The following is a 23,977-nucleotide window of genomic DNA, read 5'->3' as shown; positions in this document are numbered from 1 at the left end:
GCTCACAGCACCTGGGACAGGAACCGCCGCAGCCGCGGGTGCTCGGGTGCCTCGAACACGGCGGCCGGCGGCCCGGCCTCCAGCACCACACCGGCGTCCATGAACGCGACCGTGTCGGCCACGGTGCGGGCGAAGCCCATCTCGTGCGTGACCACCACCATCGTCATGCCGGCGGCGGCGAGGTCCGCCATCACCGCGAGCACGCCCTTGACCAGCTCCGGGTCCAGCGCCGAGGTGGCCTCGTCGAAGAGCATCACCTGCGGGCGCAGCGCGAGCGCCCGGGCGATGGCCACGCGCTGCTGCTGGCCGCCGGAGAGCTGCGCCGGCCGGGCGCCGGCCTTCGCGGCCAGCCCGACCAGGTCGAGCTGGGCGCGGGCGAGCGCCACCGCCTCGTCCTCGTCGAGCTTCTTGAGCTTGCGCAGCGCGAGCGTGACGTTGCGCAGCACGCTCAGGTGCGGGAAGAGGTTGAACTGTTGGAACACCATGCCGATCCGCTGCCGCAACGCGTCCGGGTCGTCGCCCAGCACGCTGCGTCCGTCCAGCAGGACGTCGCCCCGGTCCGGCTCGATCAGCCGGTTGATCGTGCGCAGCAGCGTGGACTTGCCGGAGCCGGACGGTCCGATCACGCAGGCCGTGCCGCCGCGGGCCACGTCCAGGTCCGCGCCGCGCAGCACCCGGTGCGCGCCGAAGGCCAGGTGCACGTCGCGCACGGTGAGGCTGACCGAGGTGACGGTGCCGGTGGTCATCGTGGGTTCCCTCCGGTCGGGCTGACGCCGGCCGGCGTCAGGTCGGGCTCGGGCTCGGGCTCGGGCGGCGCGGCCGGGCGGCCCTGCCGCAGCCGCCGGTCCAGCCAGTTGACCGCGTGCGTCAGCGGCACGGTCAGGACCAGGTAGAACAGGCCGGCGAGCAGCAGCGCGGACTGGTTGCCGGTGTTCGCCGCGTAGTCCTGGCCGATCCGGAACAGCTCGCGCTGGCTGGCCAGCAGGCCGAGGAAGTAGACCAGGCTGGAGTCCTTGATCAACGCGATCAGCTGGTTGACCCAGGCGGGCAGCACCCGGCGGACACCCTGCGGGATGATCACCAGCCGCATCGACTCGGCCCAGGAGAAGCCGAGCGCCCGCGCGCCCTCCAACTGGGCCGCCTCCACGCTCAGGATGCCGGCTCGGAAGATCTCGCCCAGGTAGGCGGCGGCGATCAGGGACAGCGCCAGCACGCCCAGCGGGTAGGGGTTCGGTCCCCACACCTCCATGCCCAGCGGCGCCAGGCCGACGCCGATGAGCAGGATGGTCGCCGCGGCCGGCAGGCCGCGGAACACGTCGGTGTAGACCCGGGCCGGCCACCGCAACCACCGGGTACGCGAGATGCCCGCGACGGCCAGCAGCATGCCCAGCACCGAACCGAGCAGGGCGGCGGAGACCGCCAGGATCAGCGTGTTGGGCAGCCCGACGGTCAGCATCTCGGGCAGCGCCTCGCGCATCGAGTCACCGTCGAAGAAGGTCTCCCAGAGGGTGCTCAGTGGATCCATCGTTCCTCCGTCCGCTCTGCTCGGGCCCGGTCACCTGCTCAGGAGGCGGCCGACGGCGACGGCACCGGGACCGAGCCGCTGCCGGGGGTGAAGTCGGCCGGGATCGGCCGGCCCGGGTAGTACTGCGCCTGCAGGCGGCTCCAGGTGCCGTCGGCGATCACCTCGTCGAGCCCCTTGTCCAGCGCCTCGCGCAGCTTGTCGTTGCCCTTGGCCACGGCGTACGCGGTCGGGGCCGGGCTGAGCTGCTTCGCCGCGACCTTGATCTTGCCGTTGCTGTCCGCGGCGGACTTGTCACCGATCTCGGCGGGCGCGATCCAGGCGTCGGCGGTGCCGGCCTTGAGCTGGTTGACCGCGCCGTTGTAGTCGGGCACCCGCACCGGGTCGAGGTTCTCCCGGGTGGCGAAGTCGTCCTGCACGGTGCCCTGGACCACCACCACCCGCTTGCCGGCGAGCTGGTCGAACCCGGTGATCGGGGAGCCGGCCGGCACGTCCAGGCCGAAGTAGCCGAAGTCGTAGCCGTTGCCGAAGTCGACGGTCTTCTTCCGCGCCTCGGTGACGGTGATCGAGGAGCTGCCCACGTCGAACTTGCGGTTGTTGACCTGGGACAGCAGGGCGGAGAAGTCGGTGCCGACGAACTCGACCTTCAGGCCGACCTTGCCGGCGACGGCGGTGAGCAGGTCGTTGTCGAAGCCGGTGAACTTCCCGTCCTTCAGGTAGACGTTCGGCGGCGCGTCGGTGAGCGTGCCGGCCCGGATCACCCCGGGCTGGAGCAGGCCGTACGGGTTGGCAGCCTCGTCGGTGGAGTCGTTCCCGCCGCACGCGGTCAGCGCGGTCGCGGCGAGCACGGCGGCGGCGCCGACGGCGGCGGCGCGGGTCAGGACGGTACGGATACGCACGATGTCTCTCCAGAGTGGACGGACACGCGGGGCGCGTGCCGGTACCGGCGCCGCCGGGCACGGCGGGGCCGGGAAGGGTGGATCGGGGAAGGGGGAAGCGCTCGCTCAGCGCGCGTCGCGACAGGCGTCGCTGCACACCCGCATCAGGTCGACGTGGCGGCGCTTGACCAGCGCGACGCCGGCCGGGTGCGCGGCGGTGTCGCCGGTGCGGGTGGAGGGTGGTGCGAACATCGGTCTCCCTGGTCGGTCGGTGCTGACCTGGGTGCCAGGCCACGCTTGCGCCGACGGCTGCCGGCGCCTGGTCCTCACCCGGAGCACCCCACCGTGGTGGAGGGTTGCCGGCCAGCGAGCCGGGGCTTGACGCTGGCGCTCATGACCTGCCCGAAAGGCTAGCAGCACCGCCGTACGGGTCGTCCAGCCGTTATGACCCCTCTCACGCGCCGGGCCTTACCGCCGTGCCGGCATCACCGGGGCGTCCCGGCCCGTGCCGTGCCGGGACGGGCCGCGGTGCTCGTGGTAGTCCTGCTCGACGTTGACCGTCCAGACGTCGTGGCCCGCGCCGTGCGCGATGTTCTCGGCGGTCAGCATGGCGGTGAGCATCGAGTGGTCCGCGTTGTTGTACCGGTGCATGCCGTTGCGCCCGACCGGGTGCACGTTCGGCGCCTCCCGGGCCAGCCACCCCCGGATCACATCCACGTTGTGCTGGTACCGCTCGTCGTACACCGGGTACGCCTTGGGCATCCGCACCACGTGTCCCGCCTCGACGCAGCCGGGCCGGACCAGCCCCAGCCGCTCCAGTTCGGCGGTGGCGAACCGGACCAGCTCCGCGTCCGAGGTCCGCCACATCTCGTCGCCCTCGAAGACGAAGTACTCCAGCCCCAGGCAGGTCCGGCCGTCCTTGACCAGGTACGGCGACCAGGAGCCGAAGTTCTGGATCCGCCCGACCCGGGCCGCCGGGTCGTGCACGTAGATCCAGTTGTCCGGGAACGAGAACTCCGCCGGCACCACCAGCGCGACGGTGAGGAAGTCCCGGTACCGCAGGTCGTCCGCGGCCGCCCGGACCTCCGGCGGGGCGGCCGGACGCAGGGCGTGCACCAGCGCGGAGATCGGCATCGAGGAGATCACGTGCGCGGCGGGCTCGGTGCGTGCCCCGTCCGCGTCGACCACCGTCACGGCCGTGGCCCGCCGGGCGGCCGGGTCCCGGTGCACCTCGCTCACCCAGGAGCCGGTGGCGACCGAGCCGCCCCGCCGGACGACCTCCTCGGCGCAGCGTTCCCACATCATCCCCGGCCCGTGCTTCGGATACTGGAACTCCTCGATCAGGCTGGTCACGTCCGTCCGACGGCGGCCGGGCAGCAGCGCGTTGCGCATCGCGGTCGCCAGCGACAGGTTCTTGATCCGCTGGGCGGCCCAGTCGGCCTGAAGGTGGTCCGCCGGCATCCCCCAGACCTTCTCGGTGTAGGTCTTGAAGAAGATCGAGTAGAGCCGCCAGCCGAACCGGGCCGACACCCACCCCTCGAAGTGCGACTGATCCTTCGGCGGGCGCAGCCGGGCCCGGCCGTACGAGCCGAGACACCGCAGCGCCTCCCACACCCCCAGGTTGCGCAGCGCGTTGCCGGCGTTGAGCGGGTAGTCGTAGAGGGCGCCCCGGTAGTAGATCCGGCTCATCCGTGGCCGCAGCAGGAAGTCCTCGTCCGGCAGGATCTCGTGCCAGAAGTCCTCGACCCGGGAGACCTTGGTGAAGAACCGGTGCCCGCCGATGTCGAACCGCCATCCGTCGCGCTCCACCGTGCGGCTGATCCCGCCCACCACGTCGTCGGCCTCGTAGACCCGGACCGGCAGGCCGTGCCGCCGTAGCTCGTACGCGGCGGTCAGCCCCGCCGGCCCCGCCCCGACGACCACCGTTGAACCACCCTCACCCATGCCCTCCGCGCCCCCCGCCCAGCCCGCCGATGCGGCACCGCCCTTACCCGTCCTGCCGGCGTCCTCACCTGCCGTGGCACACCGACCGACACATCGGCCCGGATGGTGTGGACCCGGCCGGAACGGGGATGCGGGTCGGGTTTCCCGGTCCGGGGGTCGGTCGCGGGGCGACCGGTGGGAGCGCGATGACGGACGAACGGCGGGCCGGCCCGGCCGACGTGCCCGCACCGGGCCGGCCCGGGGCGGCGGCCCGGCTGGCGGCGACGGCCCGTCGGGTGCCCGAGCCCTGGGGTTTCGTGTTCGCCGTCTTCGTCGGCTCCAAGCTGGTGCTCAGCCTGGTCGGCGTGCTGGTGCTGGCCGCGTGGGACGGGGTGCCCGGCGCGCCGCCGGCCGCCGAGGCGCTGATGCGCGACCAGCAGGACGCCGTCTCGTCGTACCGCTGGGTGTCGCTCTGGTTCGCCTGGGACTCGTTCCTCTACGACCACCTGGCCCGGCTGCCGCTGGACCGGCCCTGGCCGGACTTCGGGTTCCCGCTGCTCTACCCGTTCCTGGCCCGCCCCCTCGCGCCGCTGCTGGGCGGGCACACCGCCTGGGCGCTGCTGCTGGTCAGCAACGTGGCGCTGGTGGTCCAGCTCTACTACGCGTACCGGCTCGGGGGTCGGCTGCTCGGCGACGGCCGGCGGGCGGTGCGCTACCTGCTGCTGTTGCCGACCGCGTTCCTCTTCCAGGCGGCGCTGACCGAGTCGCTCTTCCTCTGCCTCGCCCTGGCCGCCTTCTGGTACGCCGAGCGGCGGCGCTGGCTGGTGGTCGGGATCGTCGGCTACGTCCTGGCGCTGAGCCGGTCCGTCGGCTTCCTCGTCGTGCTGCCGCTGGCCCTGGTGCTGCTGCGCGAGCACGGCTGGCGTGCGGGACCCCGCGCCTGGCCCCGGCTGCTGCGCGAGGGCTGGCCGCTGCTGCTGGTGCCGGCGGGCTGGTTGACGTTCATGGCCTTCTGCCGCTGGCAGGCCGGCGACTGGTTCGCCTACCAGCACGCCCAGGAGACCGGCTGGGGGATCCGGTTGCAGAACCCGCTGACGGTGGCCGGATCGGCGCTGGCCGGTGACAACTCGGCCGACGCGCTGCGGGTCTGGCTCGTGGTGGCGGCGCTGGTCGTGGCCGTGGTCGGGCTGCGGCGCCGGGCCGACTGGCCGTACCTGGTCTACACGCTGGTCGTGGTGCTGGTGCCGCTGTCGATGGGTCCGCCGGTGTACCGGAGCCTGCTGCGCTACCTGCTCGCCGCGTTCCCGGTCGCGCTGGTGCTGGCCCGCTGGGCGCGCCGGCCCGGCCTCGACCCGTGGCTCACCGCCGGGCTGGCGCTGCTCCAGGGCGCGCTGTTCGCGGTCTGGCTCACCTACTGGACCCACCTGATCATCTGACAGGGCTTGCTATGCAACAAAGTGCATAGCAAGATGGCCGGCATGTCGCTGGAGCACGCCATCCTCGTCTCGCTGCTGGAGCGGCCGGCCTCCGGCTACGAGCTGGCCCGGCGCTTCGACCGCTCGATCGGCCGCTTCTGGACCGCCACCCACCAGCAGATCTACCGCGTCCTCAAGCAGATGGCCGAGGACGACCGGATCACCGGCGAGGAGGTCGGTCAGGAGGGCCTGCCGGACAAGAAGGTCTGGTCGGTCACCCCGACCGGCCGGGCCGCGCTGCTCGGCTGGTTGCACGCCCCGGTGCGACCGGAGGCGGTCCGGCACGAGCTGGCCGTCAAGATCCGCGGCGCCGCGTTCGACGACGCCGCCGGGCGCGCCACCCTGGTCGCCGAGGTCGAGCGCTACCGCGCCGACCACGAGACCGTCCTCGCCGGCTATGTGGCCGGCGAACGCCGCGACTTCCCGGACGCCGTCGCACCCGACGCCCGGGCGGCGCTGCAGCACGTCGTGCTGCGCGGCGGCATCGCGTACGAGCGGATGGTGCTGGCCTGGCTGGACGACGTCCTGGCCACCCTCCGCGCCCTCGACCCCGACCCGGAAAGGCCACCCGCGTGAGCGACCCGCTGCTGTTCCACCCGCACCACTACGACCCCGCCGACCTCGACGAGACCTCGCGCCGGCTGCTGCGCGCCACCGTCGACTGGTTCGAGACCCGGGGCAAGCGCGCCCTGGTCGACAGCTACAACACGCACGAGTGGTACGCCGACTTCCTCGCCTTCGCCGCCCGGGAAGGACTCTTCGCCACCTTCCTCACCCCGTCCGCCGACGGCGGCGACGACACCGACAAGCGCTGGGACACCGCCCGCAACGCGGCGCTCAGCGAGATCCTCGGCTTCTACGGCCTCGGCTACTGGTACACCTGGCAGGTCACCGTGCTCGGCCTCGGGCCGGTGTGGCAGAGCGGCAACGCCGCCGCCCGGGCCCACGCCGCCGACCTGCTCGACCAGGGCCACGTGATGGCCTTCGCGCTCTCCGAGCGGTCGCACGGCGCCGACATCTACGCCACCGACATGCTGCTCACCCCCGACGGTGCGGGCGGTTTCCGGGCCACCGGCGGCAAGTACTACATCGGCAACGGCAACGTCGCCGGCCTGGTCTCGGTCTTCGGCCGGCGCGCCGACGTCGAGGGCCCGGAGGGGTACGTGTTCTTCGCCGCCGACAGCCGGCACCCGGCGTACCGGCTGGTCCGCAACGTGGTCAACGCCCAGATGTACGTCTCCGAGTTCCGGCTGGAGGACTACCCGGTGCGGGAGCGGGACGTGCTGCACACCGGCCCGGCCGCGTTCGACGCCGCGCTGAACACGGTGAACATCGGCAAGTTCAACCTCTGCACCGCGTCCGTCGGCATCTGCGAGCACGCCATGTACGAGGCGGTCACCCACGCCCACGGCCGCGTGCTCTACGGCCGGCGGGTCACCGACTTCCCGCACGTGCGCCGCGAGCTGACCGACGCGTACGCCCGCCTGGTGGCGATGAAGCTGTTCAGCGACCGGGCGGTGGACTACCTCCGCTCGGCCGGCCCGGACGACCGTCGCTACCTGCTGTTCAACCCGATGACCAAGATGAAGGTCACCACCGAGGGCGAGAAGGTGATCGACCTGCTCTGGGACGTGATCGCCGCGAAGGGCTTCGAGGCCGACACCTACTTCGACAAGGCCGCCAAGGACATCCGCGGCCTGCCGAAGCTGGAGGGCACGGTGCACGTCAACCTGGCCCTGATCCTCAAGTTCATGCCGAACTACCTGTTCCGGCCGCACCCGCACCCGGCGGTGCCGACCCGGCGCGACGCCGCCGACGACGAGTTCCTGTTCCGCCAGGGCCCGGCCCGGGGGCTCGGCGCGATCCGGTTCCACGACTGGCGTGCCGCGTACGACGCGCACGCCCACCTGCCCAACGTGGCCCGCTTCCGGGAGCAGGCCGACGGGCTGGTCGCGCTGCTCGCCGCCCACGCGCCGGACGAGACGCAGCAGCGTGACCTGGACTTCCTGCTCACCATCGGCCAGCTCTTCGCGCTCGTCGTCTACGGCCAGCTGATCCTGGAGCAGGCCGAGCTGACCGGTCTCGACGCGGACCTGCTCGACGAGATCTTCGATCTGCTGGTCCGGGACTTCTCCGGATACGCCACCGAGCTGCACGGCAAGGCGGCCACCACCGACGAGCAGGCCGCCTGGGCGCTCGCCCACGTCCGCCGGCCGGTGGTCGACGCCGACCGCACGGCCCGGGTGTGGCAGCGGGTGGTCGACCTGGCCGGCGCGTACGAGATGCGACAGTGACCGCCGGAATCCGGGCGCGCGCCGGCCGGTCCGGCCGGTAGGTTGCACGGATGTTCGCGCTCGCCCTGACCGACGACGCCGAGCTGCGCCCGTTGCAGCCCTGGCACGCCGACGAGTTCCTCGCCAACCTCGACCGCTGCCGCGAGCACATCGCGCCCTGGGTCGGCGCGTCCTTCGTCGCCACCGACGCCGCGTCGGCCCGCACGGTCCTCCAGGCGTACGCCGACCGCTGGGCCCGCGACGACGGCGGCATCTGGGGCATCTGGCAGCGCGGCACCCTCGTCGGGGGAGTGCTGCTGGTGTCGCTGAGCACCGCGCGCGGGGTGTGCGAGGCCGGCTGCTGGCTGGAGCCGGCCGCCGAGGGGCAGGGTCTGGTCACCCGGGCCGCCCGGGTCGTCATCGACTGGGCGGTCCGGGAGCGCGGCATCCACCGGGTCGAGTGGGTGACCCGGGCCGGCAACGAGCGCAGCATCGCCGTGGCCCGCCGGCTCGGCATGCGCCGCGACGGGGTGCTCCGGGGCGCCGCGCCGGTGCCGGAGGGGCGGGCCGACATGGAGGTCTGGTCCGTGCTGGCACCGGAGTGGACGGCCTGACGCGAGTTCTTGTCGTACCCGGACGTCAACATGTGTCCATGGCTGTCCCCGCACTGGCCGACCGGTCTCCCCAGCCGCGCGCCCTGCCGCTGCGCGAGGTCCGCACCCGGCTCACCCAACTCGTCTCGCTCGCCGAGCTGACCGACACCGTCACCGTGGTCACCCGCGACGGCGACCCGCGTCCGATCGCCGCGATCGTGCCCGCGCCGGCGGCCCGCACCGCGGCCCAGGCCCGCGCCGACGCCGACCGGGTCACCGCCGTCAGCGCCGGATGGGCCCGCCGCCTGGAGGAGCTGCACCGGCAGTCCGGCCGACGGCACGCCGCCGAGCTGCGCGCGCTGACCGACGCGCTCGCCGAGGCCTGGGCCGAGCTGGAGCGGCGGGCGCCGGCCGGCGATCCGGCGCTGGCCCGGCTCCGCGCCGCCCACGCCGACCTCCTGCGCCCCTGACCCGGCGTCGTCGTGCCGCGCACACCCCCGTGGCGCGCGGCACGACGACCGTCCGATCGGCGACCCGTGCGAGCGGCGACGCCCGGGTTCGGGCCGCTGCGGCTCAGGACTCGACCGGCCCCGCGGCGGCGTCGGCGCGCAGCCCGTGCGCGGCGATGTCGTCGGCGACCTCCAGGCCGAGGCGGACCCCGCCGACGTTGCGCCCGAGGTCGACCCGGCCGTCGTCGTCCAGCGCGAACGCGTCGAACGACCAGTGCACGCCCAGGTAGACCCGGCTCAGGCCGTTCTCCTCGATCATCTGCCACAGGCCGTCGGGGAACCGGCGCGCCCAGCGCGGCCGGACCGTGCCGGTGTTGTCCACGCTGACCCCGTTCAGCTCGTCGGAGACGAACTCCAGCCCGTCGGCCAGGTCGTCCGGGCCGTGGTCGCCCTGGCCGTAGAAGCGCCGGACCGACTGCAACGCGGCGGCCCCGAAGCTGGCGTGACCGGAGGGGTACGCCGGGAAGTTCGGCGTCCGGTTCTTCTGCCCGACGCTGTTGGTGTGCGGCGCGCCGAGCGGCAGCCAGCCGATGTCGGCGGCCCCGTCGAGCGTCGCGTCGCCGACGCCGGTCGGGCCCAGCGCGCCGTCGTGCTCCCGGATGCCGACCACCGGACGCCACAGGTCGTGGCGATACTTCTCCGTCCAGCAGAGGATGCCGGCGTCGGCCATGGCCACGTTGACCAGCGCGAAGAGCCTCGCGTTGGCGGTCACGTCGTTGCCCCGCGCCCGGGCCACGGCCCGGACGATCTGGTTGTAGAGCCGGGGCGGGGTGCCGATGCCGCGCGCGCCGTCGTACGCCCAGAACAGCCCGACGGCGGTCTCGGCGGCCGTGCGCCGCGGCAGCCGGTCCGGCAGCGTGCCGGCCAGGTGCGGGGCGATGCCCTTGCCGCGCACCTGGCGCAGCGACCGCTCGTACGCCCGGTCGCCCGGCCGCGGCGGCTCGTCGAGCTCGTGGCGGGTGGTGACCGCGAAGCAGCGGGACCGGGCGCCGTAGAAGGGGGCGTGGAAGCCCTGCCCCGGGTTGTCCGGGTCGACGCGGTGGCGCTGCCGGGCGAGCGACGGCACGTACCCGTCGTCGTCGAGGCCGGGGTCGGCGGCGCGCCGGCGCAGCACCTCCTCGGCGACCCGCCGGCCGTAGTCGTGCCCGGCCGCGTCGTGCTTCCCGGCGACCAGCCCGGCGGCGAGGTGACGTGCCTCCAGGAACTCCCGCTGCGCCGGGTGGAGGGCGGCCAGCGCGGTCCGGGCCGCGGCGGCGACGGCGGCGTCCGGGTCGGCCCCGGCCGGCGGCTGCGGCAGCCGGTCACCCAACCACGGCTCGTACGCGCCGGTGAGCCCGACGAGCGCGTCGTGCATGGCCAGGTGCGCGACGGCCAGCGCGCGGGCGCTGCCCACCGGCCCCTGGGACCGCGCCTCGCCGGCGTCACCCGTGGTGTGGGTGACCCGGTTCGCCTCCAGGGCGACCTCGTTCCAGTACAGGATCTGATCCACGACTTCCCCCGATGTGATCCGTTGGTGAATGGCGGCGGGAAATGCCGTCTCCACAACGGATCGCAATTCGGGAAATGGGCGCGGTCAGCGCCTGGAATGCCGTCCGGATCGGCCGTCGGATCCGCCGGCGCGCGCCATCGACAGGCGCACGACGTGCGGAAACCATTCCCCGTTGGGTCCCCGTGGTCAACGGCGACCACCGGAGGGGCGGCCCGCCGCGCCGACGTCGGAATGTGAATCGATGTCGGCTCGTCCATGGTTGCGGCGCCCCGCCGGGCGGGTCAAGGCGGGCGCGGCGGAATTGTGTCCACTGTCGGGGAATGGGCACCCGACGATGTCCCTGCAACCATCACGGGGTCGTGCGTATCCGCAGCTCACGACGGCGCCCGGGCGGAAGTCCGCCCGGGCGCCGTCGGTCGGGTCAGTTCCGGCCGCGTTCGGCGCGGTAGCGGCGGATCAGTTCGGCGGTGGAGGTGTCCACGTCGGCCAGGTCCGGGTCGGGGCCGGTCAGCTTCGGTGCGAGCTGGTTGGCCATGACCTTGCCCAACTCCACGCCCCACTGGTCGAAGGCGTTGATGTCCCAGATCGCGGCCTCGGTGAAGACGATGTGCTCGTAGAGCGCGATCAACTGGCCCAGCGTCGCCGGGGTGAGCTTCGGCGCCAGGATCGAGGTGGTCGGGTGGTTGCCCGCCATCACCCGGTGCGGCACCACCTCGGGCGCGGTGCCCTCCGCCTCCACCTGCTCGCGGGTCCGCCCGAAGGCCAGCGCGGCGGTCTGGGCGAAGAAGTTCGACATGAACAGGTCGTGCATGTCGCCCAGGTCGTGGTTGGGTCGGCTGAACGCGATGAAGTCCGCCGGGATCAACCGGGTGCCCTGGTGGATGAGCTGGTAGAACGCGTGCTGCCCGTTGGTGCCGGGCTCACCCCAGAAGATTTCCCCGGTCGGGCAGGTGACCGGGGAGCCGTCGACGCGTACCGACTTGCCGTTGCTCTCCATGGTGAGCTGCTGCAGGTAGGCCGGGAACCGGTGCAGGTACTGCGCGTACGGCAGCACGGCGTGGGTCTCCGCGCCGAGGAAGTCGGTGTACCAGACGTTGAGCAGGCCGAGCAGCGCCGGCACGTTGCGCTCGACCGGGGCGGAGCGGAAGTGCTCGTCGACCGCGTGGTAGCCGGCGAGCATCTCCCGGAACCGGTCCGGCCCGATCGCCAGCATCACCGACAGACCGACCGCCGAGGGCAGCGAGTAGCGCCCGCCCACCCAGTCCCAGAAGCCGAACATGTTCTCCGGGTCGATGCCGAAGTCGCGGACCCGCTGCTCGTTGGTGCTCACCGCGACGAAGTGCCGGGCCACCGCGTCGTCGTCGGCGTCCAGCCCGGCGAGCAGCCAGCGGCGCGCCTGGTCGGCGTTGGCCAGCGTCTCCTGGGTGGAGAACGTCTTCGACACCACCACGAACAGGGTGCGCGCGGGGTCCAGGTCGGCGGTCTTGTCGTGGATGTCGGTCGGGTCGATGTTGGACACGAACCGGCAGCTGATCCCCGCGTCCCGGTACGCCTTGAGCGCCTCGTACGCCATCACCGGGCCCAGGTCCGACCCGCCGATGCCGATGTTCACCACGGTGGTGATCCGCTCGCCGGTGTGGCCGCGCCACGAGCCGGACCGCACCCGCTGCGCGAAGGCGGACATCCGGTCCAGCACGGCGTGCACGTCGGCGACGACGTCCTGGCCGTCCACGGTGAGCGAGGCGTCGCGGGGCAGGCGCAGCGCGGTGTGCAGCACGGCCCGGTCCTCGGTGACGTTGATGTGCCGCCCGGCGAACATGGCCGCGATCTTCCCGGCCAGGCCGACCCGCTCGGCGAGCGCGCCGAGCAACGCGACCGTCTCGTCGGTGACCAGGTTCTTGCTGTAGTCCACGTGCAGGTCGGCGACCTCACCGGTGAGCCGTTCGCCCCGCTGCCCGTCGGCGGCGAAGAGGTCGCGCAGGTGCGTGCCGCGCATCGCCTCGGCGTGCTTGCGCAGCGCCTGCCATTCGTCCGTGGTGGTGACGTCCACAGCCATCGGGTCGATCTTCTCCTTCGCGACGGGGCGGTCGGCGGGCCCGCGCCCGCGACCCCACCAGCCTGCCACCCGGGGCCGGTACGCGCGACGCGACGCGACATCGCCCACCCTGTGGGCACACGCCGGGCGGGATGGGACACGCCGTTGCGACGCGTGTTCGACACGACGATCACAGGCTGACACGATGCGGTCGCTCACAGTAGGCTCCTGCTGCTCGACCGCGCGGAGGAGGTGCCATGGCCGGGGTGATCAACCCTCGTCCCCCGTCCGACCCGGACGAACCGCCCCCGGAGGCGGCGCTGCCGGAACTGGCCGACCCGCACTGGATGCACCGCGCCACCGAACTCGCCCACACCGGCTTCTGGTCGGTGGCGCGGCGGCTTCCCACGCTGGTCCGCGAGGCGATCGCCCTGGGCTGGGCGACCAGTCGACGGGACACCGCGGCGTCACTCGGTCTCAACGTCGCCGCCGGGTTGCTCACCACCCTGGGGCTGCTCGCCACCACCGGCGTGCTGCAGCAGCTCTTCGCGGCCGGTCCGACGCCGGGGCGGATCCGGGCGGCGCTGCCGGCCCTGGCGCTGGCCGCGGCGGCCGTCACCGCGCGGGGTGCGCTGACGATCGCCGCCGGCTGGGCGCAGGCCCGGCTCATCCCGCAGATCAACTACACGGTGGAGCGGCGGCTCTTCGAGACCACCTCCGTGGTGGAGCTGGCGGCGTTCGACGACGCCGGCTTCGCCGAGGAGATGGACCGCGCCCGCGACCGCGGCCTGATCGAGGCGGGCGCGCTGGTCAACGACACGGTCAACCTGGTCACCGGCGTGGTCGGCGTGGTGGCCACCGCCGCCGCGGTGACCATCATCCACCCTTTGCTGCTGCCCTGCCTGCTGGTCGCCGCCGCCCCGGAGGCGGTGACGGCGGTGCGGATGGCCCGCCGCCAGCACATCGACTGGCTCGCCCGGATCACCCGCCGCCGCCGCAAGTGGATGCTCGGTGACCTGATGGCGAACCGCCACACCGCCGCCGAGATCCGCGCCTACCAGATGCGCGAGTTCCTGCTCTCGGAATACCGCCTGATGACCCGGCTGGAGACCCGGGCCGAGCTGCGGCTGGCCCGCGCGCAGACGGTCACCCGGGCGATCGGCCTGTCCGTCACCGGAGTCGCCACGTTCGGGCTCTACCTGGTGCTCGGCGCGCTGCTGATGGGCGGCGTGGTCGTCCTCGCGGCGGCGGCCACCGCGCTGCTCGCCCTCCAGTCCGCCCGCAGCAGCCTGCGCACCACGATCTTCGCCACCAACTCGCTCTACGAGGACGCCCTCTACTACCAGGACTACCGGGACTTCCTCGACCGGGCCGGGCGGCGGGTGCCGACCGGTGGGCAGCGGCCGGTCGACGGGTTCGAGCGCATCGACCTCGACCGGGTCAGCCTGCGCTACCCGGACACCGACGCCGCCGCCGTCGACGAGGTCAGCCTCACCATCCGGCGCGGCGAGGTGGTCGCGTTGGTGGGGGAGAACGGGTCCGGCAAGACCACGCTGGCGAAGCTGATCGCCGGGCTCTACCGACCCACCGGCGGCGCCATCCGCTGGGACGGGGTGGACGCCGCCGAGCTGGACCCGCGCCAGGTCGCCGCCCAGGTGGCGGTGATGAGCCAGGACTGGTGGAAGTTCCCGTTCACCGCCCGGCAGAACATCCGGGTCGGCCGGCACGACCGGGCCGACGGCCCCGGCCCCAGCGTCGAGGCCGCCGCCCGGGAGGCGGCCGCGCACGACATGATCAGCGAACTGCCCTTCGGGTACGACACGCTGCTGGACCGGCAGTTCAAGGACGGGCAGGACCTGTCCGGCGGGCAGTGGCAGCGACTGGTGGCCGCCCGGGGCCTCTACCGCGACGCCCGACTGCTGATCTGCGACGAACCCTCCGCCGCGCTGGACGCGCGGGCCGAGCACGCGCTCTTCCAACACCTGCGGCGGCGTCCGGACCGGGCCGTCGTCCTGATCACCCACCGGTTGGCCAACGTCCGGCACGCCGACCAGATCTTCGTCCTGGACCACGGCAGGCTCGTGCAGCACGGCGACCACGACGCGTTGATGGCGCAGGCCGGGCCCTACCGGGAGCTGTTCGAGCTGCAGGCGGCCGGCTACCTGGCCGGCGCCGGGGAGGCCGCCGCCGACCGTTGACCTCCAGCGCACTCGAACTCCTACGGTGACCGGACCGGCCGCCGCCCGGTCAGCGCGGCGTCACCCACCATGGAGTCCACATGCGCTATCGCGTCCTCGGCGGCACCGGCATCGAGGTCAGCGTCCACTGCCTCGGCACGATGATGTTCGGCGCCGTCGGCAACCCCGACCACGACGACTGCGCCCGCATCGTGCACGCCGCGCTCGACCGCGGCGTCAACATGGTGGACACCGCCGACATGTACTCGGCGGGCGAGTCGGAGGTGATCGTCGGCAAGGCCCTGCGGGGCCGGCGCGACGACGTGGTGCTCGCCACGAAGGTGCACTTCCCGATGGGCGAGGGACCCAACCGGGGCGGCAACTCACGCCGGTGGATCGTCCGCGCCGTCGAGGACAGCCTGCGCCGGCTGGGCACCGACTGGATCGACCTCTACCAGGTGCACCGACCCGATCACACCACCGACGTCGAGGAGACGCTCGCCGCGCTCAGCGACCTGGTCCGGGCCGGCAAGATCCGGGCGTTCGGCTGCTCGACGTTCCCGGCGGAGGAGATCGTCGAGGCGCAGCACGTCGCCGAACGGCGCGCGCTCGGCCGGTTCCGCACCGAGCAGCCGCCGTACTCGATCCTGGCCCGGGGGATCGAGGCGTCGGTGCTGCCGGTGTGCCTCCGCCACCGGATGGGCGTGCTGGTGTGGAGCCCACTGGCCTCCGGCTTCCTGTCCGGCCGGTACCGACAGGGCCAGCCGGTGGACCTCACCTCGGGCCGCCCGGCGCGGACCCCGGCCCGGTTCGACCCGGCGCTGCCCGGCAACGCCGCCAAGTACGCCGCCGTCGAGCACCTCGTCGCGCTCGCCGACGAGGTGGGCTGCACGCTGCCGCAGCTCGCCGTGGCGTTCACCGCGGCGCACCCCGCGGTCACCTCGACCATCATCGGGCCGCGCACCATGGACCAGCTGGACGCGCTGCTCGCGGGGGCGGCGCTGACGCTCGACGACGCGGTGCTCGACCGGATCGACGAGATCGTCCCGCCCGGGGTGAACCTCTACCAGCCCGACGGCGTCTGGTCCCCGCCCGCGCTCACCGACCCGTCCCAGCGTCGCCGTCCGCCGGCCGAACGCGCCGCCGCCTGACCGCCCGCAGCGCTGCCTACGCGGAGGGTGCCACAGCCTGACCGCTCACCGGCCCGTCCCACCCGGTCGCCACGCGGCAGAGACCAGCCCGTCGTCAGCGCCCCACCCCATCACCGTGCCCGCGCAACCCGCACGCGCTGTCGACTCCGCCTCCGTGCGTAGATCTTGGTAGCGAACGGCCCCCATAGGGGCCCTTTCGTACCAAGATCTACGCGGTTCCTGTGTGGTGGGAGACAGTTCCTGGAATGCGGGAGCGGAATCGGCCGGTGGTAGTGGGTGGTGGTGCTGAGGACCGGCGATGCCGGTCGCCACGGCGGGGAGGAAGGGCGTGTCGAGCGGGGGCGGTGAAGGGGTGGGTGGTTGCTGGGGCGAGCGGGCTGGGGCAGGATCGCCGGAATGCTCCGCCTCCGCCCTCGCCGCGCCGCTGTCGTCGCCGTGCTGGCCCTGGTCACCGCCGGGTGCTCCACCTCCGGCGCCGATCCCGACGCGTCCGGACCCGGCACCAGCGCATCCGGCAGCAACTCGTCCAGCACCGACGCATCCGGCGCCGGCGCACCGGGCGCGGCGAGAGGCGGCGCCACCATCTCGCCCGGTACCGCTGGCACGACGTCGGTGGCGCCGTCACCGGCCGCGCGGACCGGGATCGGGGCCCGGCCGAGCGCGGGTGCCGGAACGTGCACCGTTTTCCCGGCCGACAACGTGTGGCACGCCGACGTGACCCGGCTGCCGGTGCACGTCCGGTCGGCCGCGATGGTCGGCGCGATCGGCGCCGACGCCACCGTGCACGCCGACTTCGGCTCCGGGACGTGGGAGGGCGCACCGATCGGCATCCCGGTCACCGTCGTCCCGGCCGGGCAACGGCGGGTGCCGGTCACGTTCGGGTACGCCGACGAGAGCGACAGCGGGCCGTACCCGATCCCGCCCGACGCGAAGGTCGAGGGCGGCCCGTCCGGCACCGGCGACCGGCACGTGATCGTCTGGGACCGCGGCGCCTGCCGGGCGTACGAACTGTTCGACGCGCACCGCTCCGGGGCCGGGTGGCGGGCCGGCTCGGGCGCGGTGTTCGACCTGCGGTCCAACCGGATGCGCCGGGCCGGCTGGACCTCCGCCGACGCGGCCGGGCTGTCCGTGCTGGCCGGGCTGGTGCGCTACGACGAGGTGGCGGCCGGTCGGATCGACCACGCGATCCGGGTGACCGTGCCGCGCACCCGCACCGGCTGGACGTGGCCGGCCAGCCACTCCGCCTCGTCGGCCACCGACCCGGCGCTGCCGCAGCTCGGCCAGCGGCTGCGGCTCAAGCGTTCGGTCGACCTGTCCGGGTTGCCCCGGCAGGCCCGGATCGTGGCCGAGGCGATGCGTCGCCACGGACTGATCGTGGCCGACCACGGCTCCGCCTGGTACATCTCCGGAGCCCCGGACCCGCGCTGGGACAACGACGCCCTGCACGCGCTGGACCGCCTGCGCGGCGGCGACTTCGAGGTGGTGGACGCCGCCGGCCTGATGGTCGCCCCGACGTCGGCCGCCACCCGCTGAGCGGAACACCACCCCGCGAGCCGCCTCCGGGTGGGCGCGGTCGTCGGCCCGTCGCCGGATGAACCCGGTCGACGCGGCCGGGCCGGGCGCCCACACTGTCCGGATGGAACATCGTGACCTGGTCCGGGTGAGCAAACGCATGTCGCTGGCGCTGCGCCACCGCCCCGACCGGTTCCAGCTGACGCTCGACCGGGCCGGCTGGACGCCGGTCGCCGACCTGCTCGCCGCGCTGCGGATCAGCCGCGCCGACCTCGACGCCGTGGTGGCCGGCAACGACAAGCAGCGTTTCGCCGTCGAGGCCGGCCCGGACGGCGCCGACCGTATCCGGGCCAACCAGGGGCACTCCGTCCCGGTCGACCTCGGCCTGATCCCGGCGACGCCGCCGGGCCGACTCTTCCACGGCACCGCCGAGGACGTGCTGCCCGCCATCCGGGCCGAGGGGCTGCGCCGGGGGCGCCGGCACCACGTACACCTGTCGCCGGACGTGGCGACGGCCCGGCGGGTCGGCGCGCGCCGGGGCGGCGCGGTGGCCGTGCTCGCGGTCGACGCCGGAACCATGGCCGCGCACGGCTACCTGTTCTACCGCTCCGCGAACGGGGTGTGGCTCACCGACACCGTGCCGCCCGGCTACCTGACGGTCAGCACGCCGTGACCGGGTGCGCCACCACGGCGTCGAACAGGTACGCGAGGTCGTTCGGGGCGGCCCGGTCGGGCTGACCGGCGCCGGTGCGGTCGGTGGCGCGGGCGCGTAGCACGTGCCGGCCGGCGGCCGGCGGACGCCAGCGCGCGGTCCAGCGCTGCCAGGGGCCGCCCCGGTCGGTCGCGACCAGGTCGGCCGGTCGCCACCCGTCGCCGGTGTCCACCTCGACCCGCTCGATCGGGCCGTTGCCGGACCAGGACCGGCCGCGCAGCAGCACGTCCTCGCCGGCCGGGACGCGGGCGTCCCACGCCAGCTCGAACGCGCTCTTCACCGGCTGCGCGCCGAGCACCGTGCCGTCGGCCGGGTGCCCGGGGCCGAACAGCCGGTAGAACTGGGTGTTCCACGGTGAGAACAGGGGAGTGGTGGAGACCTCGACCGGTCCCACCCACTTGATCGAGGAGATGCCGATCCAGCCGGGCACCACCACCCGCACCGGGAAACCGTGGTCGGCCGGCAGCGGCTCACCGTTCATCTCGTACGCCAGCAGCACGTCGTCGAGGGCCTTGGCCACCGGCAGCGGGCGGCGCACCGGCCCGAGGTCGACCCCGCCGGTCACGTAGTGCGGGTCGAGGCCCTCGGGCATCACGTCGACCGCCTCGTCGCGCAGCCCGGCCAGGCGCAGCACCGTGCCCAGCCGCACGCCGCGCCAGCGGGCCACCCCGACGCCGCCCAGCCCCCAGGCCACGCCGGGGGTCGGTTGGTCCTGCTGCTCGGCGAAGAACCGTCGCCCGTTGCCGGCGCACTCCAGCAGCGCGGCGCTCTCCTCGGCGGGCAGCCGGCGCAGGTCGTCGAGGCCGAACTCGACCGGGGCGTCCCGGGTGGGCGCGCCGCGCAGCCCGTCGCCGAACAGGCGCAGTCGCCAGGTCGCCGGGTCGAGGTGGGGGGTGACGGTGTGGTTGCGGACGAAGAAGCGGTCGTTGGGCACCACGTATCCCTGGCCGGCCATCGCCGACCAGCGCATCTCGGCGTTGGTGTCCAGCGGGCGCAGCAGCGCCGCCGGCAGCGGCTTGGCGATCGGCGTACCCGGGTCGACGCCGACCGGGGCCGGCGCCACCGCGACCGGCTCGCGCTCCGCGGCGGCGGCGGTCACCGCGGCCATCGCGGCGCCCAGCTCCAGCAGCCGCGCGCGGTCGACGCCCGCGCCGTGCGCCTGCCCGGCGAGCCACTGCCGGCTCCGTTCGGCGTCATGGACGGCTTCGGCGGGTGACGGGGAACGGCTCACGGGTGACCTCCGGGCTGGGCGACGCTGCCTTTCCTATTCAAGCAATAGGAGTTTGCGGCCGGTCGCCCGAGGTCGGAATCAGTCCGACCGTTGCCCGGCGAGGAAGTCGGCGAGCACCCGGGTGTGCGTGGAGAAGGCCAGCTCGACCGGCTCGGTGAGCACCAGCCACTCGGTCGCCTCCTCGGTGGGCGCCGACGGCGGCAGGTCGCCCACCGGCCGCTCGGGCAGCACGCCGAAGACCATCATGGTGCCGCCGGCCGGCGCGCCGTGCACCGCGAACAGCCGCGCCTCGTCGGCCTCGGCGAGCAGCCCGGTCTCCTCACGCAGCTCGCGGACCAGCGCCTCGGACCACTCCTCGCCGTGTTCGACGAAGCCGCCGGGGAGGGCGAGTTGCCCGCGCGCCGGTTCGATGTCCCGGCGTACGACCACCACGCCGAGCCCGTCGGGGGTGCGGACCGGCAGCACCGCCACCGCGACCGGCAGCGGGTTGCGCCACACCGTCTCGCCGCAGGTCGAACAGACACGCGGCCAGCCGGCGTCGGCCGGGTAGGCCGCGCCGCAGAACGAACAGTGCGAGTACGCGGTCACGCCGCAGCACGTTACCCGGCCGGCCGGTCGGGCGCTCGGCTGCTCGCGCGCGCGAGCGCGTCGCGCGCCCCCATCAGGGCGAAGCCGAGCAGGTTGGCACCCCGCCAGGTGGCCGGGTCATCCGCGCGCGGGTCGTCGGCGGCCAGGCCGATGCCCCAGATGCGGTCCGTCGGGCTGGCCTCCACCAGCACCCGGCCGCCGGTGCCGAGCAGGAACCGCCGCAGCTGGTCGTGCTGCCCGAACTTGGCCACGCTGCCGGCCACCACGATGTCGAAGCGGCGGGCCGTCCAGGTGGCCTCGTCGAAGTCCCGGACCTGCCGGCCGAGCGCCTTGGCCCGGTGCGGGTGGGTGGCCGTCAGCACCCGCTCGGCGATCTCGTGGTCGCCGAAGAGCGTGGCCTTGTGCCACATCATCCAGTGCTCGGCAGTGGCGTACCTTCGACCGTCCACCGTGAACGCCGCCGGCCACCACTGGCTCAGACAGCCGGCGCCGACGCCGCCGTCACGCTGCGGCCGGTGCCCCCAGAAGTGCAGATATTTGACCGTCTCTCCGGTGTCGAGCGTGGCGATCAGGTCGGCGACGGAACGGATCGGCATGCCCCGCAGTCTGCCCCACCCCTCCGACATCCCGCCGATCGTGCAGTTTGGGGCCCGGCAAGCTCCGCCAACCGGACATCCTGGGGGCCGAAACTGCACGATCGGCCAGGGTGGCGATGGTCAGGGGGTGGGGGCGCCGGTGTAGAACGCGGTGACCCGCTTGCCTGCGGCGTGTGCCGCGTCTGCCGGGGTGCCGGCGTCGACGCTCGCCGTCGTCCACCTCTCGCTGGACTCGGTGACGAAGCGGAGCCCGTCCGGCGAGGCCATCCACTCGGCCGCGGCGGACGGGTCCACGCCGACGCCCTCGGGCGCGAAGTGGGAGGCCAGGCCGAGCAGGGCCAGGTCCCAGCCGATGCCGACCGCTCCCGGGCCGTACTCGGCCCACCGCTGGTCGTCGACGTGGGCGACGTGTTCCAGCTCGAAGCGGGTACGCCCCGGCCCGGCCTCGCGCAGCCGCACCTCGATCCAGCTGACCTCGCCGCCGAACTCCCAGGTGGCGGCGAAGCCGTGCGGCGGGTCGCAGCGCTCGACGGTCCCGGCGGCGTTGCTCTCCAACTGGTACCGGCCGCCGAGGCTCAGGTCGCCGGAGACCGGCAGGAACCAGCGGGGGATCCGCTCCGGGTTGGTGCAGGCGTCGAAGACGTCCTCCACCGACGCGTCGTACGTCTGGCTGATGGTGAGCACCCGCGCCTTCCCGGCGGGGAGCGTACGGTCGCCGATCCGGCGCTCGACGGCGCTGATCTGCCCGGTCACGTCGATCATGGGTTGGTCCTCTCGTCGTCGGGTTCGTCCTCGCGCAGCCGGCGTTCGCGGCGGCCCCGGGCCAGCTCGGTGGCGAGAGCGGCCAACGGCGGCGCCCAGAACCGGCGGAAGCCGTCCAGCCACGCGTCGATCTCGCGCAGCGGGGCGGGATCGACCGCGTAGAGCCGGCGGGTGCCCACGGCGCGCACGGTGGTGAACCCGTGCTCGCGCAGCACCTTGAGGTGCTGCGAGACCGCGGGCTGGCTGATGCCGAACTCGCGCCGCACGGTCTCGCCCAGCGCTCCGGCCGGCTGCTCGCCGGCGGCGAGCAGCTCCAGGATGCGGCGGCGGACCGGATCGCCGAGGACGTCGAAGGCGTGCACGACCTGTTTATATCAGGACCGGCTTATATAAGCCAGCACTGCATTCTCATCGAACTCTCATCGAACTGTGCTGTGCTGGCTCCGATGGCAACGACGGTCCTGGTGGTCGACGACGAGCCGAACATCGTCGACATGGTGGCGACGGTGCTGCGGTTCCACGGATTCGAGGTGGTCGCCGCCGGCACCGCCGGCGACGCCGAGCGGCTGGCCGCCGAGCGGTCACCGCAGCTGGTGGTGCTGGACGTGCTGCTGCCCGACGGCGACGGGTTCGCGCTCTGCCGGAGGCTGCGCGCCGCGGGGCACCGCTTCGGCATCGTCTTCCTCACCGCCCGCGACGCGCCCCGGGACAAGATCGCCGGGTTGACGTGGGGCGGCGACGACTACGTGACCAAGCCCTTCTCGGTCGACGAACTGGTCGCCCGGGTCCGGGCGGTCCTGCGGCGGATCGGACCCGACGCCGGGGACGCCGCCGGCCTGCTCCGCTACGCCGACCTGGAACTGGACGAGGAGACCTGCCAGGCCCGTCGGGGCGGGCACGTGCTCGCGCTCTCGCCGACGGAGTACAAGCTGCTGCGCTACCTGATGCTCAATCCCGGTCGGGTGCTGTCACGCACCCAGATCCTCGAGGCGGTGTGGAGCTACGACTTCGGCGGCGCCTCGAACGTGGTCGACACCTACGTCGGTTACCTGCGCCGCAAGCTCGACCCGCTCGGACCACCGCTGATCGTCACCCAGCGCGGGTTCGGCTATGCGCTGCGGGCCGGCGGATGAACCGGGTGCCGCTGCGGCGCAGCCTGCTCGCCGGCATGGTGGCGCTGACCGCCGTGGCGCTGCTGGTGGCCGGCGTGGTGAGCGCCGCCGGCCTGCGGGCGTACCTGCTGGACCGGACCGACGACCAGCTCCGCGCCGGCGCGGCGCTGGCCACCCAGCGGGTCGGGTCGTTGCTGCGTGAGCCCGGCGGAGCGGCCCGCGCGGTCGTCGCGCCCTCCGACTACCTGGTGGAGATCCGGCACCCGGACGGCACGCTGACCCGACTCGGCGCGTCGCCGCCGGCCGCTGCGCTGCTGGACCGGGCCCCGACCCCACCCGCCGACGGCAGCGCCGGTCCGGCGACGACGCTCGACGCGGGGACGTGGCGGGCGGTCACCGTGCGGGCCGGCGACGCGGTCGTGCTGATCGCGCTCCCGCTCGCGCCGGTACGCGAGACGGTGCGCCGGCTGGTCCTGGTCGAGCTGGCCGGCGGGCTGACCGTGCTGCTGCTGCTCGCCGGCTTCGCCCGCGTGCTGCTGGTTCGGGGTCTGCGTCCGCTGGACCGGATCACCGGCACCGCGACCGCGATCGCCGGCGGCGACCTGGACCGCAGGGTGCCGGTCGAGGGAAGCGAGCGGACCGAGGTGGGGCGGTTGACCCGCGCCGTCGACGGGATGCTCGCCCGGCTCCAGTCGGCGATCGCCGCCCGGGCGCGTTCGGAGGAGCGGCTGCGCACCTTCGTCGCGGACGCCTCGCACGAGCTGCGCACGCCGTTGACCTCGATCCGTGGCTACCTGCACCTGCTGCGCCACGACATGGTCGAGCCGGCCCGCCGGCCCGAGGTGCTGCGCCGGGGAGACGAGGAGGCGACCCGGATGAGCCGCATCCTCGACGACCTGCTCTACCTGGCCCGGCTCGACGCCGAGCCGCGGCTCGGCCGGGAGACGGTCGACCTGGCCGAGGTGGCTCGGGAGTCCGTCGCCGACGCCCTGGCGGTGCAGCCCGGCCGGCCGCTGCGGGTCACCGCCCCACCGGTCGCGACGGTGCGCGGTGACGCCGACGCGCTGCGCCAGGTGCTGGCGAACCTGCTCGCCAACGTCCGCGTCCACACCCCGGCGGGCACCCCGGCGGTCGTGGACGTATGCCGCCGCGGCGACCTGGTCGAGGTGGCGGTCCGGGACGAGGGGCCGGGGATGCCGCCGGAACTGGCCGCCCGGGCGTTCGACCGGTTCAGCCACGGCGGCGCCGGCGGCAGCGGGCTGGGGCTCGCCATCGTCGCCGAGATCGTCGCCGCCCACGACGGCGAGCTGGGCCTGGAGACGGGCGAGGGGGCGGGCACGACGGTCCGGTTCCGGTTGCCCGGCGCGGACTCTTGACGTTCTCTCATCCACCTCCGGTCGGACACCCAGCCGGCCCTGGTGTGCTCGCGCCATGCGGAA

23 protein-coding genes and 1 riboswitch are annotated in these 23,977 nt (G+C 73.8%); of the genes, 11 read left to right on the top strand and 12 right to left on the bottom strand.

Features of this window, described 5'->3' with window-relative positions; translation table 11 throughout:
• Positions 1–2 precede the first annotated feature (2 nt).
• The 5 genes from ACN27B_RS27365 to ACN27B_RS27345 all read right to left on the bottom strand — a co-directional run bounded on the left by ACN27B_RS27365 (position 3) and on the right by ACN27B_RS27345 (position 4,344).
• Positions 3–746 carry an amino acid ABC transporter ATP-binding protein gene (locus ACN27B_RS27365; protein ID WP_422741982.1) on the bottom strand — a complete coding sequence of 248 codons (744 nt, stop codon included), beginning with the start codon at positions 744–746 and terminating at the stop codon, positions 3–5.
• Complete coding sequence (locus ACN27B_RS27360; protein WP_422741980.1) at positions 743–1,525, bottom strand: amino acid ABC transporter permease; 783 nt, start codon at positions 1,523–1,525, stop codon at positions 743–745. The genes ACN27B_RS27365 and ACN27B_RS27360 overlap by 4 nt, the downstream gene beginning before the upstream one ends.
• Positions 1,526–1,563: 38 nt before the next feature.
• On the bottom strand, positions 1,564–2,421 hold the full coding sequence (locus ACN27B_RS27355; RefSeq protein WP_099160636.1) for an ABC transporter substrate-binding protein: 858 nt from the start codon (positions 2,419–2,421) through the stop codon (positions 1,564–1,566).
• 105 nt (positions 2,422–2,526) lie between these two features.
• The gene (locus ACN27B_RS27350; protein ID WP_256386030.1) at positions 2,527–2,652 is read right to left on the bottom strand and encodes a hypothetical protein; all 126 of its coding nucleotides are present in this window, start codon (positions 2,650–2,652) and stop codon (positions 2,527–2,529) included.
• A gap of 36 nt (positions 2,653–2,688) precedes the next feature.
• Positions 2,689–2,799, bottom strand: a riboswitch (SAM riboswitch).
• 69 nt (positions 2,800–2,868) lie between these two features.
• Entirely contained in the window at positions 2,869–4,344 is a 1,476-nt protein-coding gene (locus tag ACN27B_RS27345; protein ID WP_422741977.1) for an NAD(P)/FAD-dependent oxidoreductase, read from the bottom strand.
• Between the two features lie 185 nt (positions 4,345–4,529).
• On the opposite strand from ACN27B_RS27345, the gene ACN27B_RS27340 reads away from it, so the two are divergent.
• Genes ACN27B_RS27340 through ACN27B_RS27320 form a run of 5 tightly spaced genes read left to right on the top strand, consistent with a single transcriptional unit; the run spans position 4,530 to position 9,134 of the window.
• Positions 4,530–5,759, top strand: coding sequence for a hypothetical protein (locus ACN27B_RS27340; RefSeq protein ID WP_422741975.1), 1,230 nt, complete (start codon positions 4,530–4,532; stop codon positions 5,757–5,759).
• Between the two features lie 42 nt (positions 5,760–5,801).
• Positions 5,802–6,374: a PadR family transcriptional regulator gene (locus tag ACN27B_RS27335; protein ID WP_098746196.1), complete on the top strand. Its 573-nt coding sequence runs from the start codon at positions 5,802–5,804 to the stop codon at positions 6,372–6,374.
• Positions 6,371–8,092 (top strand): acyl-CoA dehydrogenase family protein, encoded by a 1,722-nt coding sequence (locus ACN27B_RS27330; RefSeq protein ID WP_422741973.1) that lies wholly within the window; start codon positions 6,371–6,373, stop codon positions 8,090–8,092. Before ACN27B_RS27335 ends, ACN27B_RS27330 begins: the two co-directional genes overlap by 4 nt.
• 50 nt (positions 8,093–8,142) lie before the next feature.
• Complete coding sequence (locus tag ACN27B_RS27325) at positions 8,143–8,685, top strand: GNAT family N-acetyltransferase (protein WP_099160639.1); 543 nt, start codon at positions 8,143–8,145, stop codon at positions 8,683–8,685.
• Positions 8,686–8,723: 38 nt separating this feature from the next.
• Entirely contained in the window at positions 8,724–9,134 is a 411-nt protein-coding gene (locus tag ACN27B_RS27320; RefSeq protein WP_091577498.1) for a hypothetical protein, read from the top strand.
• Between the two features lie 103 nt (positions 9,135–9,237).
• On the opposite strand, the gene ACN27B_RS27315 is transcribed toward ACN27B_RS27320, so the two are convergent.
• Both ACN27B_RS27315 and pgi read right to left on the bottom strand, forming a co-directional pair.
• The gene (locus tag ACN27B_RS27315) at positions 9,238–10,662 is read right to left on the bottom strand and encodes a hypothetical protein (protein WP_422741970.1); all 1,425 of its coding nucleotides are present in this window, start codon (positions 10,660–10,662) and stop codon (positions 9,238–9,240) included.
• 421 nt (positions 10,663–11,083) lie between these two features.
• Positions 11,084–12,718: a glucose-6-phosphate isomerase gene (gene pgi / locus ACN27B_RS27310; RefSeq protein ID WP_422741968.1), complete on the bottom strand. Its 1,635-nt coding sequence runs from the start codon at positions 12,716–12,718 to the stop codon at positions 11,084–11,086.
• A 236-nt stretch (positions 12,719–12,954) separates the two neighbouring features.
• On the opposite strand from pgi, the gene ACN27B_RS27305 reads away from it, so the two are divergent.
• The 4 genes from ACN27B_RS27305 to ACN27B_RS27290 all read left to right on the top strand — a co-directional run bounded on the left by ACN27B_RS27305 (position 12,955) and on the right by ACN27B_RS27290 (position 18,210).
• Entirely contained in the window at positions 12,955–14,895 is a 1,941-nt protein-coding gene (locus ACN27B_RS27305; protein ID WP_099160641.1) for an ABC transporter ATP-binding protein, read from the top strand.
• 80 nt (positions 14,896–14,975) lie between these two features.
• Positions 14,976–16,025, top strand: a complete 1,050-nt coding sequence (locus ACN27B_RS27300; protein ID WP_099160642.1) for an aldo/keto reductase — start codon at positions 14,976–14,978, stop codon at positions 16,023–16,025.
• 396 nt (positions 16,026–16,421) lie between these two features.
• The gene (locus ACN27B_RS27295) at positions 16,422–17,558 is read left to right on the top strand and encodes a hypothetical protein (protein WP_422741965.1); all 1,137 of its coding nucleotides are present in this window, start codon (positions 16,422–16,424) and stop codon (positions 17,556–17,558) included.
• A 103-nt stretch (positions 17,559–17,661) separates the two neighbouring features.
• Positions 17,662–18,210: an RNA 2'-phosphotransferase gene (locus tag ACN27B_RS27290; RefSeq protein WP_355518234.1), complete on the top strand. Its 549-nt coding sequence runs from the start codon at positions 17,662–17,664 to the stop codon at positions 18,208–18,210.
• Here the strand turns inward: ACN27B_RS27290 and ACN27B_RS27285 are convergent.
• From ACN27B_RS27285 to ACN27B_RS27265, 5 genes are all read right to left on the bottom strand, one after another.
• Positions 18,197–19,480: a sulfite oxidase gene (locus ACN27B_RS27285; RefSeq protein WP_099160644.1), complete on the bottom strand. Its 1,284-nt coding sequence runs from the start codon at positions 19,478–19,480 to the stop codon at positions 18,197–18,199. The genes ACN27B_RS27290 and ACN27B_RS27285 overlap by 14 nt on opposite strands.
• Before the next feature lie 78 nt (positions 19,481–19,558).
• Positions 19,559–20,068: an NUDIX domain-containing protein gene (locus ACN27B_RS27280; RefSeq protein WP_099160645.1), complete on the bottom strand. Its 510-nt coding sequence runs from the start codon at positions 20,066–20,068 to the stop codon at positions 19,559–19,561.
• 11 nt (positions 20,069–20,079) lie between these two features.
• On the bottom strand, positions 20,080–20,694 hold the full coding sequence (locus ACN27B_RS27275) for an NADAR family protein (protein ID WP_422741959.1): 615 nt from the start codon (positions 20,692–20,694) through the stop codon (positions 20,080–20,082).
• 90 nt (positions 20,695–20,784) lie between these two features.
• A complete protein-coding gene (locus ACN27B_RS27270; RefSeq protein WP_422741957.1) occupies positions 20,785–21,426 on the bottom strand; it encodes an SRPBCC family protein in 642 nt (213 codons plus the stop codon).
• Entirely contained in the window at positions 21,423–21,788 is a 366-nt protein-coding gene (locus ACN27B_RS27265; protein WP_355518255.1) for an ArsR/SmtB family transcription factor, read from the bottom strand. The genes ACN27B_RS27270 and ACN27B_RS27265 overlap by 4 nt, the downstream gene beginning before the upstream one ends.
• Before the next feature lie 84 nt (positions 21,789–21,872).
• On the opposite strand from ACN27B_RS27265, the gene ACN27B_RS27260 reads away from it, so the two are divergent.
• Complete coding sequence (locus ACN27B_RS27260; protein WP_099160649.1) at positions 21,873–22,559, top strand: response regulator transcription factor; 687 nt, start codon at positions 21,873–21,875, stop codon at positions 22,557–22,559.
• Positions 22,556–23,914, top strand: coding sequence for an ATP-binding protein (locus ACN27B_RS27255; protein ID WP_422741954.1), 1,359 nt, complete (start codon positions 22,556–22,558; stop codon positions 23,912–23,914). The genes ACN27B_RS27260 and ACN27B_RS27255 overlap by 4 nt, the downstream gene beginning before the upstream one ends.
• Positions 23,915–23,977: the final 63 nt, after the last annotated feature.

Origin of the sequence: Micromonospora sp. WMMD754 (assembly GCF_049315235.1) — a bacterium.
Taxonomy (GTDB): domain Bacteria; phylum Actinomycetota; class Actinomycetes; order Mycobacteriales; family Micromonosporaceae; genus Micromonospora; species Micromonospora sediminicola.
The sequence above is the reverse complement of the archived record's forward strand: the minus strand, read 5'-3'. Positions and strand labels throughout refer to the sequence as shown.

What these genes read in the sequence shown, in the direction of transcription:
- ACN27B_RS27365 (WP_422741982.1), bottom strand. Translation starts at nt 746, where the DNA reads ATGACCACCGGCACCGTCACCTCGGTCAGCCTCACCGTGCGCGACGTG.
- ACN27B_RS27360 (WP_422741980.1), bottom strand. Translation starts at nt 1,525, where the DNA reads ATGGATCCACTGAGCACCCTCTGGGAGACCTTCTTCGACGGTGACTCG.
- ACN27B_RS27350 (WP_256386030.1), bottom strand. Translation starts at nt 2,652, where the DNA reads ATGTTCGCACCACCCTCCACCCGCACCGGCGACACCGCCGCGCACCCG.
- ACN27B_RS27345 (WP_422741977.1), bottom strand. Translation starts at nt 4,344, where the DNA reads ATGGGTGAGGGTGGTTCAACGGTGGTCGTCGGGGCGGGGCCGGCGGGG.
- ACN27B_RS27340 (WP_422741975.1), top strand. Translation starts at nt 4,530, where the DNA reads ATGACGGACGAACGGCGGGCCGGCCCGGCCGACGTGCCCGCACCGGGC.
- ACN27B_RS27335 (WP_098746196.1), top strand. Translation starts at nt 5,802, where the DNA reads ATGTCGCTGGAGCACGCCATCCTCGTCTCGCTGCTGGAGCGGCCGGCC.
- ACN27B_RS27325 (WP_099160639.1), top strand. Translation starts at nt 8,143, where the DNA reads ATGTTCGCGCTCGCCCTGACCGACGACGCCGAGCTGCGCCCGTTGCAG.
- ACN27B_RS27320 (WP_091577498.1), top strand. Translation starts at nt 8,724, where the DNA reads ATGGCTGTCCCCGCACTGGCCGACCGGTCTCCCCAGCCGCGCGCCCTG.
- pgi (WP_422741968.1), bottom strand. Translation starts at nt 12,718, where the DNA reads ATGGCTGTGGACGTCACCACCACGGACGAATGGCAGGCGCTGCGCAAG.
- ACN27B_RS27305 (WP_099160641.1), top strand. Translation starts at nt 12,955, where the DNA reads ATGGCCGGGGTGATCAACCCTCGTCCCCCGTCCGACCCGGACGAACCG.
- ACN27B_RS27300 (WP_099160642.1), top strand. Translation starts at nt 14,976, where the DNA reads ATGCGCTATCGCGTCCTCGGCGGCACCGGCATCGAGGTCAGCGTCCAC.
- ACN27B_RS27295 (WP_422741965.1), top strand. Translation starts at nt 16,422, where the DNA reads ATGCTCCGCCTCCGCCCTCGCCGCGCCGCTGTCGTCGCCGTGCTGGCC.
- ACN27B_RS27290 (WP_355518234.1), top strand. Translation starts at nt 17,662, where the DNA reads ATGGAACATCGTGACCTGGTCCGGGTGAGCAAACGCATGTCGCTGGCG.
- ACN27B_RS27275 (WP_422741959.1), bottom strand. Translation starts at nt 20,694, where the DNA reads ATGTCGGAGGGGTGGGGCAGACTGCGGGGCATGCCGATCCGTTCCGTC.
- ACN27B_RS27270 (WP_422741957.1), bottom strand. Translation starts at nt 21,426, where the DNA reads ATGATCGACGTGACCGGGCAGATCAGCGCCGTCGAGCGCCGGATCGGC.
- ACN27B_RS27260 (WP_099160649.1), top strand. Translation starts at nt 21,873, where the DNA reads ATGGCAACGACGGTCCTGGTGGTCGACGACGAGCCGAACATCGTCGAC.
- ACN27B_RS27255 (WP_422741954.1), top strand. Translation starts at nt 22,556, where the DNA reads ATGAACCGGGTGCCGCTGCGGCGCAGCCTGCTCGCCGGCATGGTGGCG.